The 20,856-nt window shown below is 67.8% G+C and carries 16 protein-coding genes; 8 read left to right on the top strand and 8 right to left on the bottom strand.

From position 1 onward, the window contains the following. Positions 1 to 8 precede the first annotated feature (8 nt). The 5 genes from E1H18_RS20475 to E1H18_RS20455 all read right to left on the bottom strand — a co-directional run bounded on the left by E1H18_RS20475 (position 9) and on the right by E1H18_RS20455 (position 4,184). A complete protein-coding gene (locus tag E1H18_RS20475; protein WP_172271969.1) occupies positions 9 to 1,991 on the bottom strand; it encodes an OPT family oligopeptide transporter in 1,983 nt (660 codons plus the stop codon). Positions 1,992 to 2,129: 138 nt separating this feature from the next. Continuing rightward, positions 2,130 to 2,471, bottom strand: coding sequence for a hypothetical protein (locus E1H18_RS20470; RefSeq protein ID WP_172271966.1), 342 nt, complete (start codon positions 2,469 to 2,471; stop codon positions 2,130 to 2,132). A 20-nt stretch (positions 2,472 to 2,491) separates the two neighbouring features. After that, a complete protein-coding gene (locus E1H18_RS20465) occupies positions 2,492 to 2,827 on the bottom strand; it encodes a hypothetical protein (RefSeq protein WP_172271963.1) in 336 nt (111 codons plus the stop codon). A 56-nt stretch (positions 2,828 to 2,883) separates the two neighbouring features. Then, positions 2,884 to 3,240: a hypothetical protein gene (locus E1H18_RS20460; protein WP_172271959.1), complete on the bottom strand. Its 357-nt coding sequence runs from the start codon at positions 3,238 to 3,240 to the stop codon at positions 2,884 to 2,886. A gap of 140 nt (positions 3,241 to 3,380) precedes the next feature. Continuing rightward, positions 3,381 to 4,184, bottom strand: a complete 804-nt coding sequence (locus tag E1H18_RS20455) for a PhoH family protein (RefSeq protein ID WP_172271956.1) — start codon at positions 4,182 to 4,184, stop codon at positions 3,381 to 3,383. 303 nt (positions 4,185 to 4,487) lie between these two features. On the opposite strand from E1H18_RS20455, the gene E1H18_RS20450 reads away from it, so the two are divergent. Both E1H18_RS20450 and E1H18_RS20445 read left to right on the top strand, forming a co-directional pair. Then, entirely contained in the window at positions 4,488 to 5,021 is a 534-nt protein-coding gene (locus tag E1H18_RS20450) for a gamma carbonic anhydrase family protein (RefSeq protein WP_172271953.1), read from the top strand. Between the two features lie 314 nt (positions 5,022 to 5,335). Next, positions 5,336 to 6,598 (top strand): MFS transporter, encoded by a 1,263-nt coding sequence (locus E1H18_RS20445; RefSeq protein ID WP_172271950.1) that lies wholly within the window; start codon positions 5,336 to 5,338, stop codon positions 6,596 to 6,598. Between the two features lie 4 nt (positions 6,599 to 6,602). Here E1H18_RS20445 and E1H18_RS20440 read toward each other — a convergent pair whose 3' ends face one another. Next, complete coding sequence (locus E1H18_RS20440) at positions 6,603 to 7,721, bottom strand: ROK family transcriptional regulator (protein WP_172271947.1); 1,119 nt, start codon at positions 7,719 to 7,721, stop codon at positions 6,603 to 6,605. Positions 7,722 to 8,027: 306 nt separating this feature from the next. Here E1H18_RS20440 and E1H18_RS20435 point away from each other — a divergent pair, with 306 nt between their 5' ends. From E1H18_RS20435 to E1H18_RS20415, 5 genes are all read left to right on the top strand, one after another. Beyond that, on the top strand, positions 8,028 to 10,766 hold the full coding sequence (locus tag E1H18_RS20435) for a TonB-dependent receptor (protein WP_172271944.1): 2,739 nt from the start codon (positions 8,028 to 8,030) through the stop codon (positions 10,764 to 10,766). A 58-nt stretch (positions 10,767 to 10,824) separates the two neighbouring features. After that, positions 10,825 to 11,958: a nucleoside hydrolase gene (locus E1H18_RS20430; RefSeq protein WP_206679106.1), complete on the top strand. Its 1,134-nt coding sequence runs from the start codon at positions 10,825 to 10,827 to the stop codon at positions 11,956 to 11,958. 26 nt (positions 11,959 to 11,984) lie between these two features. Continuing rightward, positions 11,985 to 13,133, top strand: a complete 1,149-nt coding sequence (locus tag E1H18_RS20425) for a YdcF family protein (RefSeq protein WP_172272784.1) — start codon at positions 11,985 to 11,987, stop codon at positions 13,131 to 13,133. Positions 13,134 to 13,420: 287 nt separating this feature from the next. Continuing rightward, a complete protein-coding gene (locus E1H18_RS20420; RefSeq protein ID WP_172271941.1) occupies positions 13,421 to 15,088 on the top strand; it encodes a choline dehydrogenase in 1,668 nt (555 codons plus the stop codon). A gap of 10 nt (positions 15,089 to 15,098) precedes the next feature. Further along, entirely contained in the window at positions 15,099 to 16,052 is a 954-nt protein-coding gene (locus E1H18_RS20415; protein ID WP_172271938.1) for an aldo/keto reductase, read from the top strand. A 2-nt stretch (positions 16,053 to 16,054) separates the two neighbouring features. Here E1H18_RS20415 and E1H18_RS20410 read toward each other — a convergent pair whose 3' ends face one another. Continuing rightward, positions 16,055 to 16,600, bottom strand: coding sequence for a PAS domain-containing protein (locus E1H18_RS20410; RefSeq protein ID WP_172271935.1), 546 nt, complete (start codon positions 16,598 to 16,600; stop codon positions 16,055 to 16,057). Between the two features lie 174 nt (positions 16,601 to 16,774). Here E1H18_RS20410 and E1H18_RS20405 point away from each other — a divergent pair, with 174 nt between their 5' ends. Next, positions 16,775 to 17,707, top strand: coding sequence for a hypothetical protein (locus tag E1H18_RS20405; RefSeq protein WP_172272781.1), 933 nt, complete (start codon positions 16,775 to 16,777; stop codon positions 17,705 to 17,707). Positions 17,708 to 17,770: 63 nt separating this feature from the next. On the opposite strand, the gene E1H18_RS20400 is transcribed toward E1H18_RS20405, so the two are convergent. After that, positions 17,771 to 20,677 (bottom strand): pitrilysin family protein, encoded by a 2,907-nt coding sequence (locus E1H18_RS20400; protein ID WP_172271932.1) that lies wholly within the window; start codon positions 20,675 to 20,677, stop codon positions 17,771 to 17,773. Positions 20,678 to 20,856 lie beyond the last annotated feature (179 nt).

The following is a 20,856-nucleotide window of genomic DNA, read 5'->3' as shown; positions in this document are numbered from 1 at the left end:
TGAAAGCCTTAAGCTTCGACCGTCTTCGCGGCGGCCTTGCGGGACCAGCGGTAGAGGCCGACCACGGTGATCGCCGCGGCGACCAGCGACAGCAGCATGCCGATGTGTTCGGACGGGGCGAACGGCAGGGCCAGGGGTTCGCCCTTGCCCGTCGTGACGATCAGCAGCGCCAGCGAGACGTTGAACAGGCTCTCGCCGACGATGAAGCCCGAGGCGATCAGCACGCCCAGACGCTTGGCCGGCTCGGCCGCGCGGTCCTTGCTGACGATCTTCTCGTAGAGCCAGCCGGCCACGGCGCCGACGACCACCGGGGCGGTCACGGTGCTGGGCAGGTAGATGGCCAGGCCCACGCCCAGGGCCGGCAGGCTGAAGCGGCCGTTGCTGGTCTTGCGCAGGATGGCGTCAACGGCCACCAGCGCCAGACCGATCAGGGCGCCGACGCCCAGCAGGGTCCAGTTCAAATCGCCGCCCAGCACGCCCTTGGCCAGGGTCGAGATCAGGGTGGCCTGCGGCGCGGCCAGGGGCTGGTCCGAAATGGCATGCAGGTTCGGGGCGCCGGCGAAGCCGTTCGAGCGGTTCAGCAGCTCCAGCACGAACGGGATCACGATGGCGCCCGAGATGACGCCGATGATCAGGCCGACCTGCTGCTTCCACGGGGTGGCGTCGACCAGCTGGCCGGTCTTCAGGTCCTGCAGGTTGTCGTTGGCGACCACGGCCACGGCCAGGACGCAGGTGGTGACGTAGAGCGCGTAGGCGATCAGGGCCTTGGTGACGTCCGGGCCAATCATGCCGCGGCTCGCCATGCCGACCATCAGCGAGGCGCCCAGCACGGTCAGGATGGCGATGCCGGACACGGGGCTGTTGGACGAGCCGATCAGGCCGGCCATGTAGCCGCAGACCGCGGCGGCCAGCAGGCCGGCGACGATCAGGTAGCCGATGCCGATGGCCACCAGCGGCACGGTCAGGCCGGCGATCGGGCCGCCGGCCAGGAAGTGAGCCAGGAACCAGCCGGCCGGGGCCATCAGCACCAGGGTGACCAGACCGACGATGCCGATCGGCAGGTCCTGCTCGACGCGGGGCAGGGCCTCGCCGCCGCTCTTGCGCTGCTTGGCGGCTTCCAAAGCCGACTTCAGGCCCGACAGGATGGGGCCGATCAGCTTGGCCAGGGTCCAGATGGCGGCGGCGCCGATGACGCCGGCGCCCAGGAAGCGGACCTGGGTGCTCCACACCTTCAGGGCGTGGGTGGCGGCGTCCGCGCCCGGCATTGGAGTGGCGATGGTCAGGATCGGCACCAGGATCGCCCAGGCGATGAACAGGCCGGTGAACATGGCGATGCCGACGGTGATGCCCATCAGGTGGCCCGCGCCCATGAGCGCCAGCGAGCTGGAGGCGCCCAGGCCGGTCGCGCCGGCGCCGGCCTTGAAGTAGCCGGCCACCTCGGCGGCGAACACCTTCATGGCGGCCAGGGCGCCGAACAGGGCCGAGGCGATCGCGCCCATGCTGACGGCGGCCAGGCCGGCCTTGCCCTCGGCTGCGCCTTCACGCGAACCGGTGCCGACCTTCAGCACTTCGGCCGCGGCGACGCCTTCGGGATAGGGCAGGGGCGAGTTGGTCACCAGCGCCCGGCGCAGCGGGATGGTGTACATGACGCCCAGGATGCCGCCGACGGCGCAGGCGCCGAAGGTGGGCAGGAACGGCACGTTCGACCACCAGCCGATCATCAGCAGGCCCGGCAGGACGAAGATCACCGACGACAGCGTCCCCGCCGCCGAGGCGATCGTCTGGACGATGTTGTTTTCCTGGATGGTCGAGGTCTTGAACGCCCGCAGCAGGGCCATCGAGATGACGGCGGCGGGGATCGAGGTCGCGAAGGTCAGGCCGACCTTGAGGCCCAGATAGACCTGGGCGGCGGTGAAGACGAGCGTGATCAGGACGCCCAGACCGATCCCGCGGAGGGTCAGTTCGGAGCGTGGCGCTGTGAGGTCGGCCATTTAAGAGTCCAAAAAGTTAAAGCGGCCGGACCTTGCACGCCCGACCGCCTACAACTCAAGCTCAGATTTCGTCCCCGGAACGCCGTTTCCCGCCGCTTTCATGCCGGAAAGGCTGGGGAGCGGTCCTTTTCGTTCCGCCTATGCCGGCGGCGTCGGCGCGTGCGCAGCGGTGGAGCAGACCTCGCCGATGCGCTGAACCATGGCCTCGTCGCGTTGATGATGCGCCAGGCGAGCCGCGTCTCCGCACCGGCCATCGCGGATGAGGCCAGCGGCGGCGCGCGCGCGGACCGCTCTCAGGCGGGCTTCTTCGGTATAGTTGATCTGCGGCACGTTCATCAGGCGCTGCGAGCCCGAATAGCCGCCGGCGGTGATGTTATCGACGAAGATCGTATTGGCCGGCGGACCGCCGGGCGCCGTCTGAGCGATCGCGGCGCTGGTCGACAGGGCGGCGAAAACGCCAGCGAGAATGATCTTGCGCACGATTGTTCTCTTTCCAGCGCTTACGCGCCCTTGCAGACGCGTTGAATGCCTCTGAGCAGCTTGGCGTCCTTGGCCGACATGGCGACGGCTACGGCGTCGGCGCAGCGACCGTCATTGATGGCGATGGCGGCTTGGCGGGCGCGGGACCACGAATGCCGGTCGGTTTCCGCATCTATCGCCTTCAGCATCCGGCCTCTCGCCGGATGCAGTGAATTGACGCTCCAGCCATCATAGTTGGCTGTGGAGTAGTTGAGGTTTGGCGTGGTGGTGACCGGGCTGGTGAGGGTTCGGGTCTGGGCCTGAACCGCGCCTGCGATCACCAGGGTTGCGACGGCGCCAAGCAGAAACTCGCGCATATCGAATCCTCTCGAAGGGGCCGCTCCGCTCTAGGGAGCGGCCGGGTTAAGTCGGATCAGCCGTACTTGCAGGCGCGCTTGACGCCTTCCATCAGGCGCGTGTCCTGGGCTTGGGCGGCGATGATACCGGCCTCGCCGCAGCGTCCGCCATTGATGGCGGCGGCGGCTTCGCGGGCCCGGCTCCAGCCGCCCTTGTCGACGATCTTGAGAGCGTTCTCGTCGGCTCTCCGCACGGCCATGACGGACCACACATCGGCGCCGAAGCCGCTCATGGGCATTTGCGCGCCCATGCCGGGCGGCGGGGTCCAAGCGGGGGCTTTTGCGGTCTGGGCGAAGGCGGTCGTCGCCATCAGGGCGCCGGTCACAGCGGCCAGGGCGAAGGCGGTCGGGGCGAAGGCGGAGCGGGTCTTCATCGCAGCTTCCCTATGTTGCCTGAATATCGTCAGTATTGGCGCTCAACTTTCGAGAGCGGTCAATGCTGTTCTCGACCTTGGCGAAAAAAGAAAGCGCTCCGCGAAGGGAGCGCTTTCCAGGTCGACCGGACGTGAAAGTTTCAGAGCACGCCCAGCATCTCGGCCACCAGCGGGTGGCGGACGATGTCGCGGTCGGCCAGGCGGACGACGGCGATGTTGGAGACTGCCTCGAAGCGGTCGGCGACGTCGGCCAGGCCCGAAATGCCGGGCAAGAGGTCCGACTGGTTCGGGTCGCCGGTGACGACCATGGTCGAGTGCCAGCCCAGGCGGGTCAGCAGCATCTTCAGCTGCATGTAGGTGCAGTTCTGGGCCTCGTCGATGACCACGAAGGCGTTGTTGAGGGTGCGGCCGCGCATGAAGCCGACCGGCGCGATCTCGATGGCGCCTTCGGCCATCAGGGCCCGCATGCGCTTGACCGACAGGCGATCGGTCAGGGCGTCGTAGAGCGGGCGCAGATAGGGGGCCAGCTTGTCCTCCATGTCGCCGGGCAGGTAGCCGATCGACTCGCCGGCCTCGACCGCGGGACGCGACAGGACGATGCGATTGACGCGGCCCGCCTCCAGGGCCTCCACGGCCTTGGCGATGGCGATGTAGGTCTTGCCGGTGCCAGCCGGGCCGAGCGCCATGACAAGGTTCTTTTCGTCGATGGCCTCCATCAACTGGGCCTGACCTGGCGACTTCGGTTTTATCGTTTTGAGGTAGCTCTGATCGCGCTCTGGATTGTTTGGCGCGCCGTCATGCCCCAGCGGGTTCCAGCTGTTCCCACGGTCGCGAACATCGACCGGCAGGCGACGCACCTTGGCGTCATCACCATACTGGCTGGTCTCATACGCGCCTTCGCGCGCCATCCGCTTCAGGGCTCGCTTGGTCATCAAAGCCTCCATTCGGGCATGAAAAAAGGACGAGGCCAAAAGGCGTCGTCCTTACTTGTGAGCTGGTTGTCGGTGGGCTGGACAGAAACGAAGCCAGGCACGAAATCAGGCGCGCGACGCGGCGGCTCGGGAGAGCCTGCGATGGTCGATGCTGTACGCCGAAACGCCAAGAGCAACACCCCGTCTTCGTCAGCGGGGAGAAGAAAGTGATTCCCGCTTAAGGAATGTTCCCTCTCGTTCCGCCCTCCTACAATGGCAAATCATGGTTTATGGGGCGTTAACCGGAAAATCGCTCACAAGAAACGAGGCATACGGATGACTGTCTATTCGCTGGGCGCCGTGACCCCGACGCTTCCGCCGCAGGACGAATACTGGATCGCGCCGTCGGCCAGCGTGATGGGCAACGTGATTCTCAAGAAGAACGCCAGCATCTGGTGGGGTGCGGTGGCCCGCGGCGACAATGATCCGATCACCGTCGGCGAGAACAGCAATGTCCAGGACGGCTCGGTTCTTCATACCGATGCTGGCGTTCCCCTGACCATCGGCGCCAACGTCACCATCGGCCACATGGTGATGCTGCACGGATGCACGATCGGCGACGGCAGTCTGATCGGAATCGGCTCGATCGTGCTGAACGGCGCGAAGATCGGGAAGAACTGCCTGATCGGCGCCGGCGCCCTCATCACCGAGGGCAAGGAGATCCCGGACAACTCGATGGTCGTCGGCGCGCCGGGCAAGATCATCCGCGAGGTCAGCGAGCACCAGGCGATGATCCTGCAGGCCTCGGCCCTGCACTATGTCGAGAACTGGAGGCGTTACGCCCGCGATCTGAGGGCGGTCGAAGGCTAATGGCTGTTGGGAGCGTCGCCGGCCGTTTTGGGGGGATGGCGACGACGCTCCCGCTTCTGGCGTCCGATCGAGAGGGACGTCGGAAGGGGCGGGCAGACACGGTCCGCAGCGCAGGGGGAAGACCTCGCCTGACGCGACGGTTTGAGCATGTCGGCTCGCCCATAGGTAGCGTAGGCTGGATTCGATTAGGTGTGAACGCCCATTCTTCAGGGCAGGCGATCATGGCTTGCCATCGCGAGTGAGCCCGACGCCGCCGCCTAGGCCAGGCCGGGGTTGACGTCTTCCTGTAACCGTTGGTCCCTATTGGACCCACCATGACCCTGGCTTCGGCGACCAAGGCTGTATCGGACGCGCGCAAGTCGCCCGCCCGCTTCGACCTCAATCGTCCTCTCTTCTGCGCGGGCAACTTCGGCAAGTGCGTGCCTTGGCTGACGACCGACATGCTGTTGGCGTGGCGGCTGCATGCCGAGGTCGGCCTGGCGGGGGAAGCGGTCGGGCAGATGCTGTTTCTGTTCCTGTCGGTCGGGGCGCTGGCCACGCTGGGCGCGGGCTATCTGATGACGGCGCTCGGCCTCTCGCCGCGCAAGCTGCTCTGGCTGCAGCTGGTCGGCGCGATCGTGACCGGCGTGTCCTTCGTGCTGCAGTTCACCGCCCTTGATCTTGGCGTCCTCCTGGCGGCGGGGCTGGCCTTTCGCGTGGGGTACGCATTGCAGGACATTCCGCAAAAGGCGCTCAGCTCGATCCTGCCCCGCGACGACGAGGACACCCGTCGTTACGTGCGGCTGCAGACCATGCTGTCGCCCATCGCCAAGCTGGCGATCACCCTGGCCTATCTGTGGGCCGGCGGGCGTCTGGCAGGCCTGGCCTTGCCGGCGCTGTCCCTGGTCGCGATCGGCGTGGTCGTCAGCGCCGCGCTCATGCTGGGCATCCGGCCGCCGTCGCCCATGCCTGCGCCCGAACCGACGGTGCGGGAGAGGCGGCGGGCGCCGGCCGGCTGGGGCGCGGTCTTCCTGATCGTCTGCGTGGCCGCGATCATCCTGCCGGTGACGCGACGCCTGCTGATCTTCGCGCCCGACGTCGATGGATGGCGCAATCTGGGGGCCTGGTTCCTCTGCGCGTTCTGCGCCGGTTCGATCCTGGGGCCGGGCGCGATGAAGCGGCTGGAGCGCGCCCTTGGCGAGGCGCGCGCCTTGATCGCCATCGCGGTCGTCGCCGCGATCACGGCCTGGGCGCAGGCGATGGGAGAGGGACAGACGTCGCTGCGTCTGGTCGCGGCTCTGGTCCATGGGGTGGCGATCGGCGCGTTGCTGACCAGCATGTGGACGGCGGTGGCGCTGCTGGCGCGCGACGACGCGGTCCGGACCGGACGGCGACGGGACGCGGCGATCTTCGGGGTCGCGATCGCCGCGACCCATGCGGCGGGCGCGGTCGGCGCGCTGATCGTGGGGCCGCTGATCGAGGGGGCCGGGCGGCATGACCTGGCCAGCATGATCGGGGCGGCGCTGGCCACCTCGATCGCCGCCGTCGCCATGACCGGGCTCCTGCTGCGCCGTGGACGCGCCGGGCAGCCGGCCTGAACGCCTATCGGCTGTAGAGATACGCGGCGACGGGCAGGGCGGTCGCGCCGACCGACAGGCAGTCGGTCTTGGGATCGACCAGCATCATCGGCGGCGGCGCCTGGAAGCCGGCGAAGTTGACCGTCTCCACCTTGACCCGATCCGCAAGCGCCTGACGCACGGCCGGCGAGAGCCGTCCCGCCAGGATGATCGCCTTGGGATCCAGGAGGCCTGCGACCACGGCCAACGCCTCCTGAAGGGATTGTCCCGCGCCGACCAGCCATTCCAGGATCGCAGGGTCGTCTTCGCGCAGGGCCGCGTCGATCTGGGCGTCGGTCGGCGGCGCGCTCCATTTCTGGCGCAGGAAATTGGCCAGGCTCTCGGCCGTGGGGCGCTTGGTGGACGGGCTGCGCGGCACGAAGCCCGTCAGGTCGCCGGCGTTGCCGAGGCTGCCCCGGATCAGTTCGCCCCGGTAGACGAAGCCGCCCCCGATCCCCTTGGTCATCAGCACCAGGAAGAAGCTCTCCAGCCCGCGCCCGATCCCGTCGACGGCCTGGCCGATGGCGGCGGCGCGGCCGTCGTTCTCGACGAAGACCGGCATCGGGAGCGGAAGGGGAAGGTCGTGGGCTAGGTCGATCGCCCGCCAGCCCTCGATGTCGTTGCGCGAGACGAAGCGTCTTGAGCCCTCTTCGACGAAGAAGCCCGAGACCGAGACGCCGACCCCCAGCGCCAGGGCCTTGGGCGGGGCTTGGTCGATCGCGGTCGCCAGCATTGCCCCGGCCTCGGCGAGCGCGGCGTCGGCCTTCTGGAAGTCGCCGTGCCGTTTCAGATAGACCAGTTGCTCGCCCCCCAGTTCCGAGGCCACGCAGGTGATCTGGTCGTGCTCGATGACCAGGCCGAACGACACCATGCAGCTGGGACGGATCGACAGATAGATCGCCGGCTGGCCGCGCCCGGTGATGCGGCGCTCGCCCTCGACGATCAGGCCGTCGTCGATCAGCTCCTTGGTGATCCGCGTCAGCGACTGGGTCGACAGGCCTGTGGTCTTGGTGAGGTCGATGCGCGTCGCCGATCCGGCGCGATGGATCTCCCGCAGGACGGCCTTGTGGCTGGGAATGAGCGAAAACTGGGTGATGGGCGTCAAGATCGACCTCGTCGCTTTCAGGGGCGGCGGGCTTTCCCAAGCCGTCGAAAGTCTCGCCATTTATCCCCGTCGTGAGGCTTAAGCGCTAGATAGGCCAATTAAATACCAATGCGTGACCAATCTTTAGGCTGCTACGCAATGGCGGGAATCTAGTTATATGACTGATATCGCTAAAATATTTTGGTGCTATCGTGAGGGCGTTGAGTGCCGTGGGAGTGTGCTGTCGCAAAAATTACACTTTGAACGCTCCCATTGGCGCTATATTAAATCCCTACAAGCGATTTAATTCCTTGGAGGGGAATGGTGATGTTGTTTCGTCGAGTGAGCTTGCGCGGGGCGCTACTGGCCTCGATCGCTTTCGCGCCGGGCATGGCGCTGGCCCAGACCACCGGCGGCGCGTTGCCGATCGCGACCCCACCGGATGCGGGCGCCACCGTCGACGAGATCGTCGTCCAGGGCTTTCGCGCCAGCCTCGAGCGGGCGATCAGCATCAAGCGCGACGCCTCGGGCATCTCCGACGCGATCACGGCCGAGGACATCGGCAAGTTTCCGGACCTGAACATCTCGGAATCGCTTCAGCGCATCCCCGGCGTCACCCTGGACCGCAACGCCTTCGGCGAAGGCCGGGCGATCAACCTGCGGGGCCTGGGTCCGCAGTTCACCCTGGTCGAGGTCAACGGCGTGGCCGGCACCTCCAACAACGACGGCGCACGCAGCCTGGGCAACAGCGAGGGCAGCGGCGGACGCGGCTTCAGCTTCGAGATCCTGGCCTCGGAACTCTTCACCGGCGCGGTCGTGAACAAGACCAGCCTGGCCTCGCAGACCGAAGGCGGCTTGGCCGGCTCGGTGTCGCTGCAGACGCCGCGGCCGCTGGACCAGAAGGACGGCTTCCACATGTCGGCCTCGGTCCTGGGCAATTACAGCGGCATCAACGAGAAGGCCGATGGACGCGGCGCGGCGCTGCTCAGCTACAACGCCGGCAAGTACGGGGTCGTCGCCTCGGTCTCCTACGCCGATGCCACCTATCGCTCCGACACCGTCGAGGGCGGCAGTTGGCGCGCGTTCAGCAACTCCAACACCGGGCCGATCAAGGCCTCAGCCGACGTCGGCGCCCTGCTGATCGCCAATGGCCCGCGCTACTACTACGTCAAGGATGACCGCAAGACGTTCGGCTCGACCCTGAGCGTCCAGGCTCGTCCGACCGACACGCTGGAGTTCACGCTGGACGGCCTCTACGGCAAGCTGGACAGCCATCGCAACGCGCTGCGCGACGACATGGCGATCGAGGGCGGCGCCAACGCCCCGACCAACATCACGGTCCAGAACGGCGTGATCACCAAGGGCGACTTCACCAACATCCAGCAGCGCGTCGGCGCCAATTTCTACACGACCGACGAGCAGTTCTACCAAGCCTCGGCCTCGGCCAAGTGGACGCCCACCGAGCATTGGACCATCGCGCCCATGGTCGGCTATTCCAGTCGCGAGAACGACTCCACCTTCGACCTCTACTCGTTCCGCCTGGCCAATGCGGCGGGCGTCTTCGACCCCGGCACGGTCAGCTACACTGTGCGCGGCGACTATCTGGACTTCGGCTCGACGGCGACGGACTTCGTCGGCAATCCAGAGAACTTCCTGTTCAACACCTTCGCGTTCCGCCCGACGCGCGACGAGGACAACGAGTTCTCGACCAAGCTGGACGTCGAGCGCACGTTCGACAGCGCGCTCAAGAGCATCAAGTTCGGCGCCCGCTATTCGGACCGCGAGAAGAGCCGCCAGGCGTTCGACACCCGCCTGAACCGTATCGCCGGAACCTCGACCCTGGCCGTGCCGAACCTGTCGGCCGTCGCCAGCCTGGTCGATTTCAACGTCCGTGGCGCGGGCGCGTCCGTACCGAACCAGCTGCTGAATGTCGACGAGGACAAGGTGCTGGCCCTGTTCCTGCCCAACGGCCGAGGCGGCGCGCCGATCGCCGGAACGGCCCTGACCCGTCAAATCCCGAACGAGGCCAGCGGCAGCTATGAGGTCACCGAGAAGACCTTCGCCGGCTATGCCGAGGCCCAGGTCGAGGTCGAGCGCTTCAACCTCGTCGCCGGCCTGCGTTTCGTCCGGACCGAGCAGTCGGCGACCGGCAACCGGGTCATCAACGCCAACCTGCCCAGCCAGCAGATCACTCCGGTGACGGTCGACAAGACCTACCAGTTCTTCCTGCCCAGCCTGACCGCCAAGTGGGAGGTCGCTCCCGACGTGGTGCTGCGCGCCGCCTACGGCCGGACCCTGACGCGGCCGAACCTGGGCGACGTCGCGCCGCGCGAGAGCTTCAACGGCATCGACGCCAGCGGCGGCCGCGGCACCATGGGCAATCCGGAGCTGACGCCCTATACCGCCGACAATCTCGACCTGGGCGCGGAGTGGTACTTCGGGCGAGGCGGCCTGATCGGCGCCAATGTCTTCTACAAGGACATCAAGGACTTCATCGACACGACCGCGTTCGTCGAGAATCGCACCTTCCCCCGTCAGGCGGACGCGGTGCTGGTGACGGGGCCGATCACCTTCGTGCGGCCGGTCAACGGCGTGTCGGCCAAGATCAAGGGCTTCGAGCTGACCGCCCAGTCGCGGCTGGACTTCGTGTCGGACGCCCTGCGCGACTTCGGCTTCGTGGCCAACTATGCCTACACCGAGAGCTCGGCCGACTTCGCCACGGCCGGCGACGTGCGCAGCGCGGGCCTGCCGGGCCTGTCGAAGAACAGCTACAATCTGGTCGGTTACTACGACAACGGCCGGTTCGACGCCCGCTTCTCGTATTCCTGGCGCGCGCGCTTCCTGGCCGAGTTCAACAGCGACTTCGGCATTCCGCGCTTCACCGATCCGTACGGCCAGCTGGACTTCAGCACCAACTACGACCTCACCGACCGCTTCTCGCTGCAGATGCAGGTGCTGAACCTCACCCGATCGCAGCGGGTCAACAAGTCCAGCGCGCTCCACATGCCGTTCAATGTCGAGGAGCTGGATCGCCGCATCCTCTTCGGCGGCCGCGTGAAGTTCTAAGGGCCATGGCCGAGCCGGCGTCGCGCCGGCTCGGCCGCACGGCGAAGGGGAGGGGCGTATGAAGCAAGCCGTGGCGGCCCTGGCGGCCATCGTCCTGGGAGCGGGCCTCATGTCCGGCCAAGCGCAGGCGCGCGATGCCGCGCCCACGTCGATCATCCTCGACACCGACATGTGGGGCGACATCGACGACGCTCTGGCCCTGGCGATGCTGCATGCGCTGCAGGACCGCGGCGAGGCGAGGATCCTGGCTGTCACCAGCTCGACGGACGACCGCTGGTGCGCCGCCTATGTCGATCTGCTCGACACCGCCTATGGCCGTCCCGGCATCCCCGTCGGCCTCGTGCGGAATGGCGTCAAGCCGCTGGCGCGCTGGGCGGGGGACGGCGCACCGATGGACGCGGGCGCGCCGATGTACACCGAGTACGTCGCCAAGCTGCGCACGCTCGACGGAACCCCAAAGTTCCCTCACAGCCTGGCGGACGGGGATGACGCGCCTGAGGCGGTGGCGCTGCTGCGAAAGACCCTGGCCGCGCAGCCGGACGCCAGCGTCGTGGTCGTCGCCATCGGCTTCTCGACCAATCTGGCGCGGCTGCTGGCCAGCGGACCCGATGCGGCCAGCCCGCTGAAGGGGAGAGATCTGGTGCGGCGCAAGGTCCGGCTGCTGTCGATCATGGCCGGCCGCTTCGCCGATGCGCGGGTCGGTGACGAAGTCCTCCTGAAGAGCCGCCCCGAGTACAACATCCGCAAGGACATCCCGTCCGCCCGGGCGCTGTTTCGCGACTGGCCCACGCCCATCGTCGCCAGCGGCGCGGAGGTCGGCTTCACCCTGCGGATGAAGGGGGCGGACATCCAGCGCCGGTTCGCCCGCGCCCCAGATCATCCCATCCCGATCACCTATCGGTACATGGACCAGACCTACCGGTCCGCCACGGCGCCCAGCGGGGCGCTGCACGACCACAAGACTTTCGACCTGACCTCGGTCCTCTACGCGGTCCGTCCCGACCGCGGCTATTTCTCGCTGTCGGGTCCGGGCGCGATCAAGGTCCTGCCCGACGGCGTCGCCCGGTTCGAGGCCGACGCTCGCGGATCGGCGAGATATCTCACTCTCGACGACACCCAGCGCGCCCGCGCCCTGGAAGCCATGACCGCGCTGGTCGGTCCCTCCCCATTGGAAAGCCGCCAAATTCCATGATGTCCCGCATAGCGATCCGTCTCGTGATGAGCGCCTGTCTGATGGTCGTGGCCCTGAGCGGCGGCTCCGCGCTGGCCGCGCCGGTCGGCGACAAGCACTGGGCGCTGCTGGCCGGCCGGCTCTTTCCCGCCCTGACGGCGCTGGCGCAAAGTCCCGAGGGGGCGCAGGTCGCGTCGTCGATGCGGGCCGAGCGGCGAAAGCGCCTGGACGCCTGCCAGCGCGGTGCGCCGTGCGTCCTGCGAGCGTCTCTGTGGACGGACGCGGAGATGGACGAGGTCGCCGCTCAGGCCGCACCCGCGCTGAAGCCCGCAAGTCGCAAGGCGGTTGCGGCCGACGACGGCGTTTCCGCCCAGGTGCTGCGGGAGCTGAGGGGGCTGAACGCCATCGTCCAGGTCTATGGTCTGCGCGCCGTCCCGCGTTATCCGCAGATCGATGGGCCGATCGACCCGCCGGGCAGCGCGCAGTTCAACGCCACCCTGGCCGACGCCATGATGCTGGCGGAAGCGGGCCGTGACGATCCGGGCGCGGATTTCGATCCGAGCCTAGCGGTGGCGATGGCGCTGCTCGACGCCAACGGCGCGGACGACGCCGTCGCATTCGAGCCTCTGGATGCGACCTACAACGCCGCGGCGCTGTCGTCGGCGCCGACCGTCGACTGGAAGCGCTACCGGTATGTCGCGATCATCGCACCGGGCGTCGGACCGACCGATCTTTCCACGCCGTTGAGCGCCCGGGGCAAGCTCAATGTCCGCTTGGCCGCCCAGCAGTTCGCGGCGGGTCTGGCACCCTTCGTGATCGTGTCCGGCAGCGGCGTCCACCCCAAGGGCACGGCGTTCGTCGAAGCGGTCGAGATGCGCAAGGCGCTGGTCGAGCGCTACGGCGTGCCCGCCGAGCGTGTTCTGATCGAGCCCTATGCGCGGCACACGACGACCAACCTTCGAAACGTCACGCGAAGGCTGCTGGCGATGGGCGCGCCGCTGGAGCGCGAGGCGCTGATCGTCACCAACCCCCAGCATGCCCAGTATATCGAAGGCCCCGACTTCAAGGCGAGGGCGGCGGCCGAACTTGGCTATCAGCCCGGCCAGGTCACCGCTCGCCTCGCGCCCACGGCGCTGATCTTCAAGCCCTCGATCGCTTCGACGCGCATCGATCCGTCGGACCCGCGCGACCCCTAGCTCAAGGAAGTCTCAGGCCGTCCCCCCCAAGGACTTGCCGGGCGGGTGATCAGACCGATCGCCCATACTGGGTGAGCGATCGGCCCTGCTGATCGCTCACTCTTTTGCACTGGCCGGAGCGGGATGGCCGAAAGCCCGCCAAACTTCTCAGCATTATTGGCTGTGTGCGTTGCCGCAGGGACAAGTTCCAGCTTGCGCGAGCAATGTTCGCCAACCCTTGCGCGCGGCGAAAAGCCGGATCACTCTCTGCCTTAACAACGATAACATTCAGGGAGGGCGTCCGGGCCATGGCCAGTGAACGCTATGATTACGTCGTCATCGGCGCCGGTTCGGCCGGCTGTGTGCTGGCCGCGCGCCTGACGGAAGATCCCAACATCAAGGTCCTGCTGCTGGAGGCTGGCGGCAAGAACAGCTCGATCCTGGTGCGCATGCCGGCCGGCGTCGGCAATCTGATCAAGGACAAGGGCGACCAGAACTGGGGCTTCTGGACCGACCCCGAGCCCCATCTTGACAATCGGCGCCTGTGGTGGCCGCGCGGCAAGGGCCTGGGCGGGTCCTCGGCGATCAACGGCATGATCTATATCCGCGGCCATGCGCGCGATTACGATCAGTGGCGGCAGATGGGCCTGTCGGGCTGGTCCTATTCGGAGGTGCTGCCGTACTTCAAGCGCTCGGAGACCCATCACGGCGGCGGCGACGCCTATCATGGCGAGGCGGGCCCGCTGCACGTGTCGAAGGGTGAGAGCGACAGTCCCTTCTACGGCGCGCTGATCGAGGCTGGCCGCCAGGCGGGCCACAAGGTCACCAAGGACTTCAACGGCTACCAGCAGGAGGGCTTTGGCCCCTATGACCTGACCATCCGCGACGGCAAGCGGTGGAGCACGGCCATGGCCTATCTGAGCCAGGCGCTGGGTCGGCCGAACCTGACCTGCATAACCGAAGCGCGGACCACCAAGATCCTGGTCGAGAAGGGCCGGGCGATCGGCGTCGAATATGCGGTCGGCAAGGGCGGCGAGCGCCAGGTGGCCCACGCCGACGCCGAGGTGCTGCTCAGCGCTGGGGCCGTGCAGTCGCCGCACATCCTGCAGCTGTCGGGCATCGGCGCGCCGGACGAGCTGCGGGCCCAGGGCATCGCGGTGACCCACGAGTCCAAAGGCGTCGGCGCCAATCTGCAGGACCACCTGGACGTCTGCGTCTCGTGGACCAGCAAGAACCTCAAGACCGCCTTCTCGGCCAACAAGGGGCTGAACAAGCTGGGCGTCGGCCTCAACTACATGATGTTCGGCAAGGGGCTGGGCCGGCAGCAGTTCCTGGAAAGCGGCGCTTTCCTGAAGTCGCGGCCCGATCTGGACCGGCCCGACCTGCAGATCCACGGCGTGCTGGCGATCATGCAGGACCACGGCAAGACCGTGGTCGAGAAGGACGGCTTCACCCTGCACGTCTGCCAGCTGCGTCCTGAAAGCCGCGGTCATGTGGGCCTGAAGTCGGCCGATCCGTTCGACGATCCGGCCATCCGCGCCAACTATCTGTCGACGGACGAGGACCGCCGCGCCATCCGCGAGGGCGTGCGCATCGCCCGCGAGACCGTGGCCCAGGCCGCCTTCGACCCCTACCGCGCCTCGGAATATGCGCCGGGCGCCGACGTGAAGACCGACGCCGAGCTGGACGCCTGGATCCGCGCCAAGGCTGAGACCATCTACCACCCGGTCGGAGCGTGCCGCATGGGCGTGGCCGGCGATCCGCTGGCGGTGGTCGACGACCAACTGCGGGTGCAGGGTCTGCAAGGCCTGCGAGTCGTGGACGCCTCGGTCATGCCGACCCTGGTGGGCGGCAACACCAACGCCCCGACGATCATGGTCGCCGAGCGCGCCTCGGACCTGATCCGCGGCAAGGCGCCGATGGCGTCGCTGGACGTTCCGGTGTTCGAGGACGGCCACGCAGTGGCTGCGGAGTAAGGAAGACAGGATGCAGCATCGCCCGCTCGGCCGTTCCGGCCTCTCCACCGCGCCGCTGGTGTTCGGCGGCAACGTGTTCGGCTGGACGGCGGACGAGGCGACCTCGCACCACCTGCTGGACGCCTTCGTCGACGGCGGCTTCAACGCCGTCGACACGGCCGACGTCTACTCAGCCTGGGTCCCTGGCCACACGGGCGGCGAGTCCGAGAGCGTCATTGGCCGTTGGCTCTCCACCTCCGGCCAGCGTGAGAAGGTGCTGATCCTGACCAAGGTCGCCATGTGGCCCAAGCAGCCGGGCCTGTCGGCCGCCAATATCGAGGCGGCGGTCGAAGGTTCGCTGAAGCGGCTGCAGACCGACTATATCGACCTCTACCAGGCCCATCGCGACGACGAGGAGGCGGCCCAGGACGAAACCCTGGAAGCCTTCGATCGGCTTTTGAAGGCCGGCAAGGTGCGGGCGATCGGGGCTTCGAACTTCGCGCCGGCCCGGCTGAAGTCCAGCCTGGAGATTTCGGCGGCCAAGGGCCTGGCGCGCTACGAGACGATTCAGCCGAAGTTCAATCTGTTCGATCGCGATGAGGTCGAGGGCGCGCTGACCGACCTGACGCAGGCTAAGGGGCTGGGCGTCATTCCATTCTATGGTTTGGCGTCGGGCTTCCTGACCGGTAAGTACCGCACCGAGGCCGACTTCGAGGGCAGGGCGCGGGCGTCGACGATCAAGCGCGAATATTGGAACGACAAGGGGCGCGCGATCCTGTCGGCTCTGGATGACGCGGCGCAAGAGGTCGGGGCGACGCCGGCCCAGGTCGCCCTGGCCTGGATCATGGCCCACCCGGCCATCACCGCGCCACTGGCCAGCGCCACCTCGCTGCAGCAACTGGACGAGCTGATGGCCGCTGCCCGGCTGGAATTGCCGGGCGATGTCTGGAAGCGTTTGGATGCGGCGGGGCGCCCCAGCCCCTAGGGTTAGGCGATCCGCCGACCATCCAGGGTCGCCAGGCGCAGGCGGGGCAAGTCTTCGTTGCCGTCGCCCAACGGCTTGATCTCGCGCACGGCCAGCTCATAGGCCGGGCGGCCCATCAACCGGGCCATCATCGCCTTGGGTTGATAGAGGCCCAGGAAGCGGTCGGTTTCGCCCGACGCGCCTTGCAGGGGCGCGAACAGCACCTCCATCCCCACGCTGGGTACGCCGTGAGCGCGAATGTCGGCGGTGACCACCACCGGCGTGCGGCGCTTGCGCGCGACGTCGAGGGCGGTTTTCAGCTCCAGACGGTGGGCCAGGGCCCATAGCGACAGGGCGTCGTGACCCCGCAGGTCGCGGGCGTGCAGGTCCGAAACAAAGCCGCCGGCCAGGCGGAACGGCAGCCTCGCGCCGTCGCGGCCCAGGATGAACACCTGGGGCAGCAGCTCCAGGAAATCGCCCGGATTGATGTCGGTGCGACGCGGCAAGGCGGATTCACCTTTTTTGTCGCGCCAATAGTCTATCAATCGTTCCGTGCTTGGATGGAACATCGTCGTCCCCTGGCGGGTCCATTCGCGGCTGTTTTCGACCGCACGGACCTTGCTGGGAGAACCGGGCCAAGCGCTTCACCGTCCCATTCTGGCGCAAGTCAGGCGGAGCGGCCGCCTCGGCCCGTTTCTTGCTTAACCAAAGCGGAACGACCCGATGTGAAGGGAACCGCCGTGATGAAGGCGCTGAAATTGATCCCGCGTAGGCTGGCGATCGGCCTGGGAACGCTGCTGGGCGGCGTGCTGCTGGGCGGCGCGGCCTATGCGGCCGGCTGCACGAGCGGTTGTGTCCCGACGCCGCCGGCGTGCTGCAAGCCGCCCCCGGTTCCGCCCAAGCCTCCGGCGCCGCCGATCGGCTGCTGCAAGGGCGGCGGCGGTCACAACGTCAACATCCCGGGCGTCAATGTGAACATCGGCGCGACGGTGATCGTCAACGCCAACGCCTCGGCTTCGGCCACCGCCAACGCCGGCTCCGGTTCGGGCGCGGCGGCGGGCGCCGGCTCGGCCGCGGGCGTGGTGAACTATTACGGCGGCGGCGGTCACGGCGGCTACTATTCGGGACCGATGGCCACCGGCTACATTCAGGGTCTGAATGTCGAGGGCGGCGAGCAGCGCCGCCGCCAGGCCTATGAAGCCACCCGCACCAAGCTGCGCCGCGTCGTCGTGCGCGCTGTGTGCCTGGACGACCGCGACGTGCCGCACCCGGCCTCGCAGGTCACGCCCGACCGCGAGATCGAGGACGGCTACGACGGCGAGCTCTATCGCTGCATCGCCGGCTCGCGCATGCAGTACGTCGTCGGCGACTATGACGGCCGCATCGACATCAGCACCGGCGGCGCCGGCCAGACCTACACCTGCCGCAAGAACGAGTCGCTGTACCACGTGCCTGGCGCCGTGCAGGGCCAGGCTTCGCTGAGCTGCCGTCCGCAACGTCCGGCCCGCGACTGCAACGAGCGCTCGCTGCTGCGTCGCTTCGGGGCCGGTGTGAAGGTGCTGACCATCCTGACCACCGAGACCTACACCGCCTACCGTGAGGAGATGGTGCAGGAACGCCAGACGCTGGGCGCCAGCTTCAGCCTGGACGGCGGCGTCGGCGGGGTCGTCTACTAGGATCCAGTCCTGGAGCCGGAACTGAAAAGGCCCTCCCGATTGGGAGGGCCTTTTTGCTGCGTCTTACTTGGCGCCGGCTTCCGGCTTCACCAACAGAAGCCAGGACTTGTCGTCCGCCAGGACGGCCTTGGCCGCCTTCTGGACGTCCGCAGCGCTGACCCGTGACAGGCCCGCCAGCACCGAGCGGTTGGCGTCCAGCAGGCGCGGATCGTCCTGGGCGCCGGAGAGGGCGCTCAGCCAATATTCGTTGGTGGCGCGGGCCTTCTCGATCTGGTCGATGCGCGGCTTCTTGGCCCGTTCCAGCTCGTCGGCCGTGATCGGCTTGTCGCGCAGGTCGGCGGCGATCTCACGGATGGTCGCCACGACGCCGTCGAGCTGTTCGGGCGGCACTTCCAGGCTGACGGCCAGATAGCCCCAGTTCTTGAACACCACGCTGGCGGTCGACGAGGCCGAGGGCGAGTAGGTCGCGCCCTGCTTTTCGCGCAGCTCGTCGATCAGCCGCAGCTGCATCACCTGGCTGAGCACGGTGATGTCGCGCGAGCGTTGCAGGTCGGCGAAGAGGTCGTCCGTCCGCCAGGCCATGAACAGCGCGCCCTGGTCGGCGCGACCCTTGTGGGTGCGGATGACCGGCTGGGCCGACGGGGCGGGGAACGGCGCCTTCTCCGCGCCCGCCAGCGGCGGGTCACCGGGACGCTTGGGCAGCGCGCCGAAGGTCTCGGCCACGGCGGCGATAGCCTTGTCGACCGTGGTGTCGCCGACAATGACGATCTCCAGGTCGCCTTGGGCCAGCGGGTTGGCCACGGCGGTCTTCAGCTCGTCTAGCGAGGCGGCGGCGATCTGCTGGCGCGACGGGAAAGTCCAGCGCTGGTCGCCCTCGTGCATCAGCCCGCCGAGATCGCGGCCCAGGACGCCGCCGGTGGTGCTCTGCAGCTGGTCGTGCAGGGTGCCGTAGCCGGTCTTGACCCGATTGAAGGCCTCCGGACGCCAGCCGGGTTCGACCGCATAGGCCGCCAGCACCTGCATCTCGGTGGACAGGTCTTCCGGACGGGTGCGGCCGGTGAGCGTGAAGGCGTCGTCCTCCACGCCCAGCTGGGCGTTCCAGATCTTGCCGGTCAATACGCGCTCGATGTCCTGGGCGGGGATCTGCTTGAGGCCGCCCTCAATCAAGGCCGAGCCCGACCACAGCGGGCTCTGCTTGTCGGACGGCAGGTCCAGCAGGCCGTGACCGGCGCGCACCTTCACCAGGATCTGATCGTCGCGGAACTTGGTCGGCTTGATGCTGAGCTTCACGCCGTTCTCGAAGCGCACGAAGACGGCGTCCAGATCGGTGATGTCCTTCTGCTCGGCGACCTTGCCGGCCTGGCCGAAGCTGGAATAGGGCCATACGGTCTCGCCCGGCGCGGACGGCGGCAGCACCGGCTTGGCGCGGGCGTCCTCGTAGGCTTTCAGCACCGCCTTGTCGCCGCCGTCGATCGCGGTGGGGGCGGCGATGGTCAGCAGCGGGCCCTGGCCGGCGAAGGCGGTCTTCAGCACGGCGTTGACCCGCTCGGCGGTCAGGCCCTTCACCAGCTGATCGTAGAAGGCCAGGTTCTGGCTGGGCGAGGTGATGACCTCGCCGTCGTTCAGGGTGCCGACCAGTTGGTTGGCCAGGGCCGGCGTGCGCTGGGTGGCTTCGCCGGCGGCGGTGGCGGCCAGCACCGAACGCAGGGAGGCGATCTCGCGATCCAGCTCATCCTGACGCACGCCATACTGCAGCACGCGGCGCTGCTCGGCGTCCAGGGCTTCGACGGCGGCCTGCCATTCGGTGGGCTGGGCGGTGGCGGCGAAGGTGGTCACCCGCACCGCGCCGTACTGGTCGTTCTTGAACGCACCGCCGGCGATGAACGGGGGCTCGGCCGAGCGGCCGATGGCCTGGAGGCGGCGGTTGATGACCGCAAAGCCCAGGTTCTCCAGCATGTCGCGCTCGTCGACGGCCTTGCTCTCCAGCAGGTCGTCGGGCTTGCGCATCCAGCTGATCTGCACCGACCACGGCGCGCCGGCCTCGGTGATGACCTTGGCGGTCGGGCCGCGCTTGGCCACCGGACCGACGTCGGGAAGCTTGCCCGGCTGGCCCTTGCCGGCCCAGTCGCCGAACTTGCCCTTGATCTTGGCTTCCATGGCGTCGACGTCGAAATCGCCCACGGCCACCAGAACCGCCCGCTCGGGGCGGTACCAGGCCTCGTAGAAGTCGCGGATGCGCTGGGCGGGCGCGGTCTTCAGCACCTCGGTCTTGCCGATCGGGATGCGCTTGGGTGGCAGTTGGCCCTCCATCTGCGCCGACAGGGTGGCGATGGCGACGCGATAGCCGGGGGTGTCGCGCGTGCGCTGCTCGGAGAGCACGACGCCGCGCTCGCGATCAACGGCCTCGAGGGCGATGGTCAGCTCACCGGCCGCTTCGCGCAGCAGCATCAGCGAGCTGTCGACCGTGGCGTCGTCGGCCTTGGGCAGGTCCAACTGATAGCTGGTCTGGTCGAAACTGGTTTGGGCGTTGGTGTCGGCTCCGAACGCCAGGCCGTGGCGCTCCAGGATCTTGACCATCTCGCCCTCGGGCACGTTCTTGGAGCCGTTGAAAGCCATGTGCTCCAGGAAGTGGGCCAGGCCCTGCTGGTCGTCGGCCTCCATCAGCGAGCCGGCGTCGAACCACAGACGCAAGCTGGCCTGCCCCGGCGGGGTGGCGTTCTTGCGAATGGCGTAGCGCATGCCGTTGGGCAGGGTCCCGAAGCGCCAGGACGGATCGACGGCGACGTCGGACAGCTCTTGCGCCCACTGGCCCGGCTTGAGGTCGGCCAGCTTGGGACCGGGCAGGTCAGCCGGTTCGGGCGCAGTGGCCTCATGCTTCAGCAGCGGCAGCTTGGGCGAGGGAAGATGCGAGCAGGCGGCCAGCGAGAGGCCGGCGGCGGCGACAAGCGCCAAGCGCGAAGCGCTGATCATCGAGAATCCAGGGTAGAGCCAACGAAGGCGGCACCTTGACTGTCCGCCATGGCGCAAGCAAGGCGCGAGAGCGGCCTAAACCCGTCCCTCTGGCGAAAGCCAGGGCCCAGATCTCGAAACGCTGGGGATGATTGGAGAAGCGCTGACGCTGATAGCGTCAGCCCCAAAGCTCGCCACCT

This window comes from Caulobacter sp. RHG1, from assembly GCF_013181195.1.
Lineage (GTDB): Bacteria > Pseudomonadota > Alphaproteobacteria > Caulobacterales > Caulobacteraceae > Caulobacter.
The sequence above is the reverse complement of the archived record's forward strand: the minus strand, read 5'-3'. Positions and strand labels throughout refer to the sequence as shown.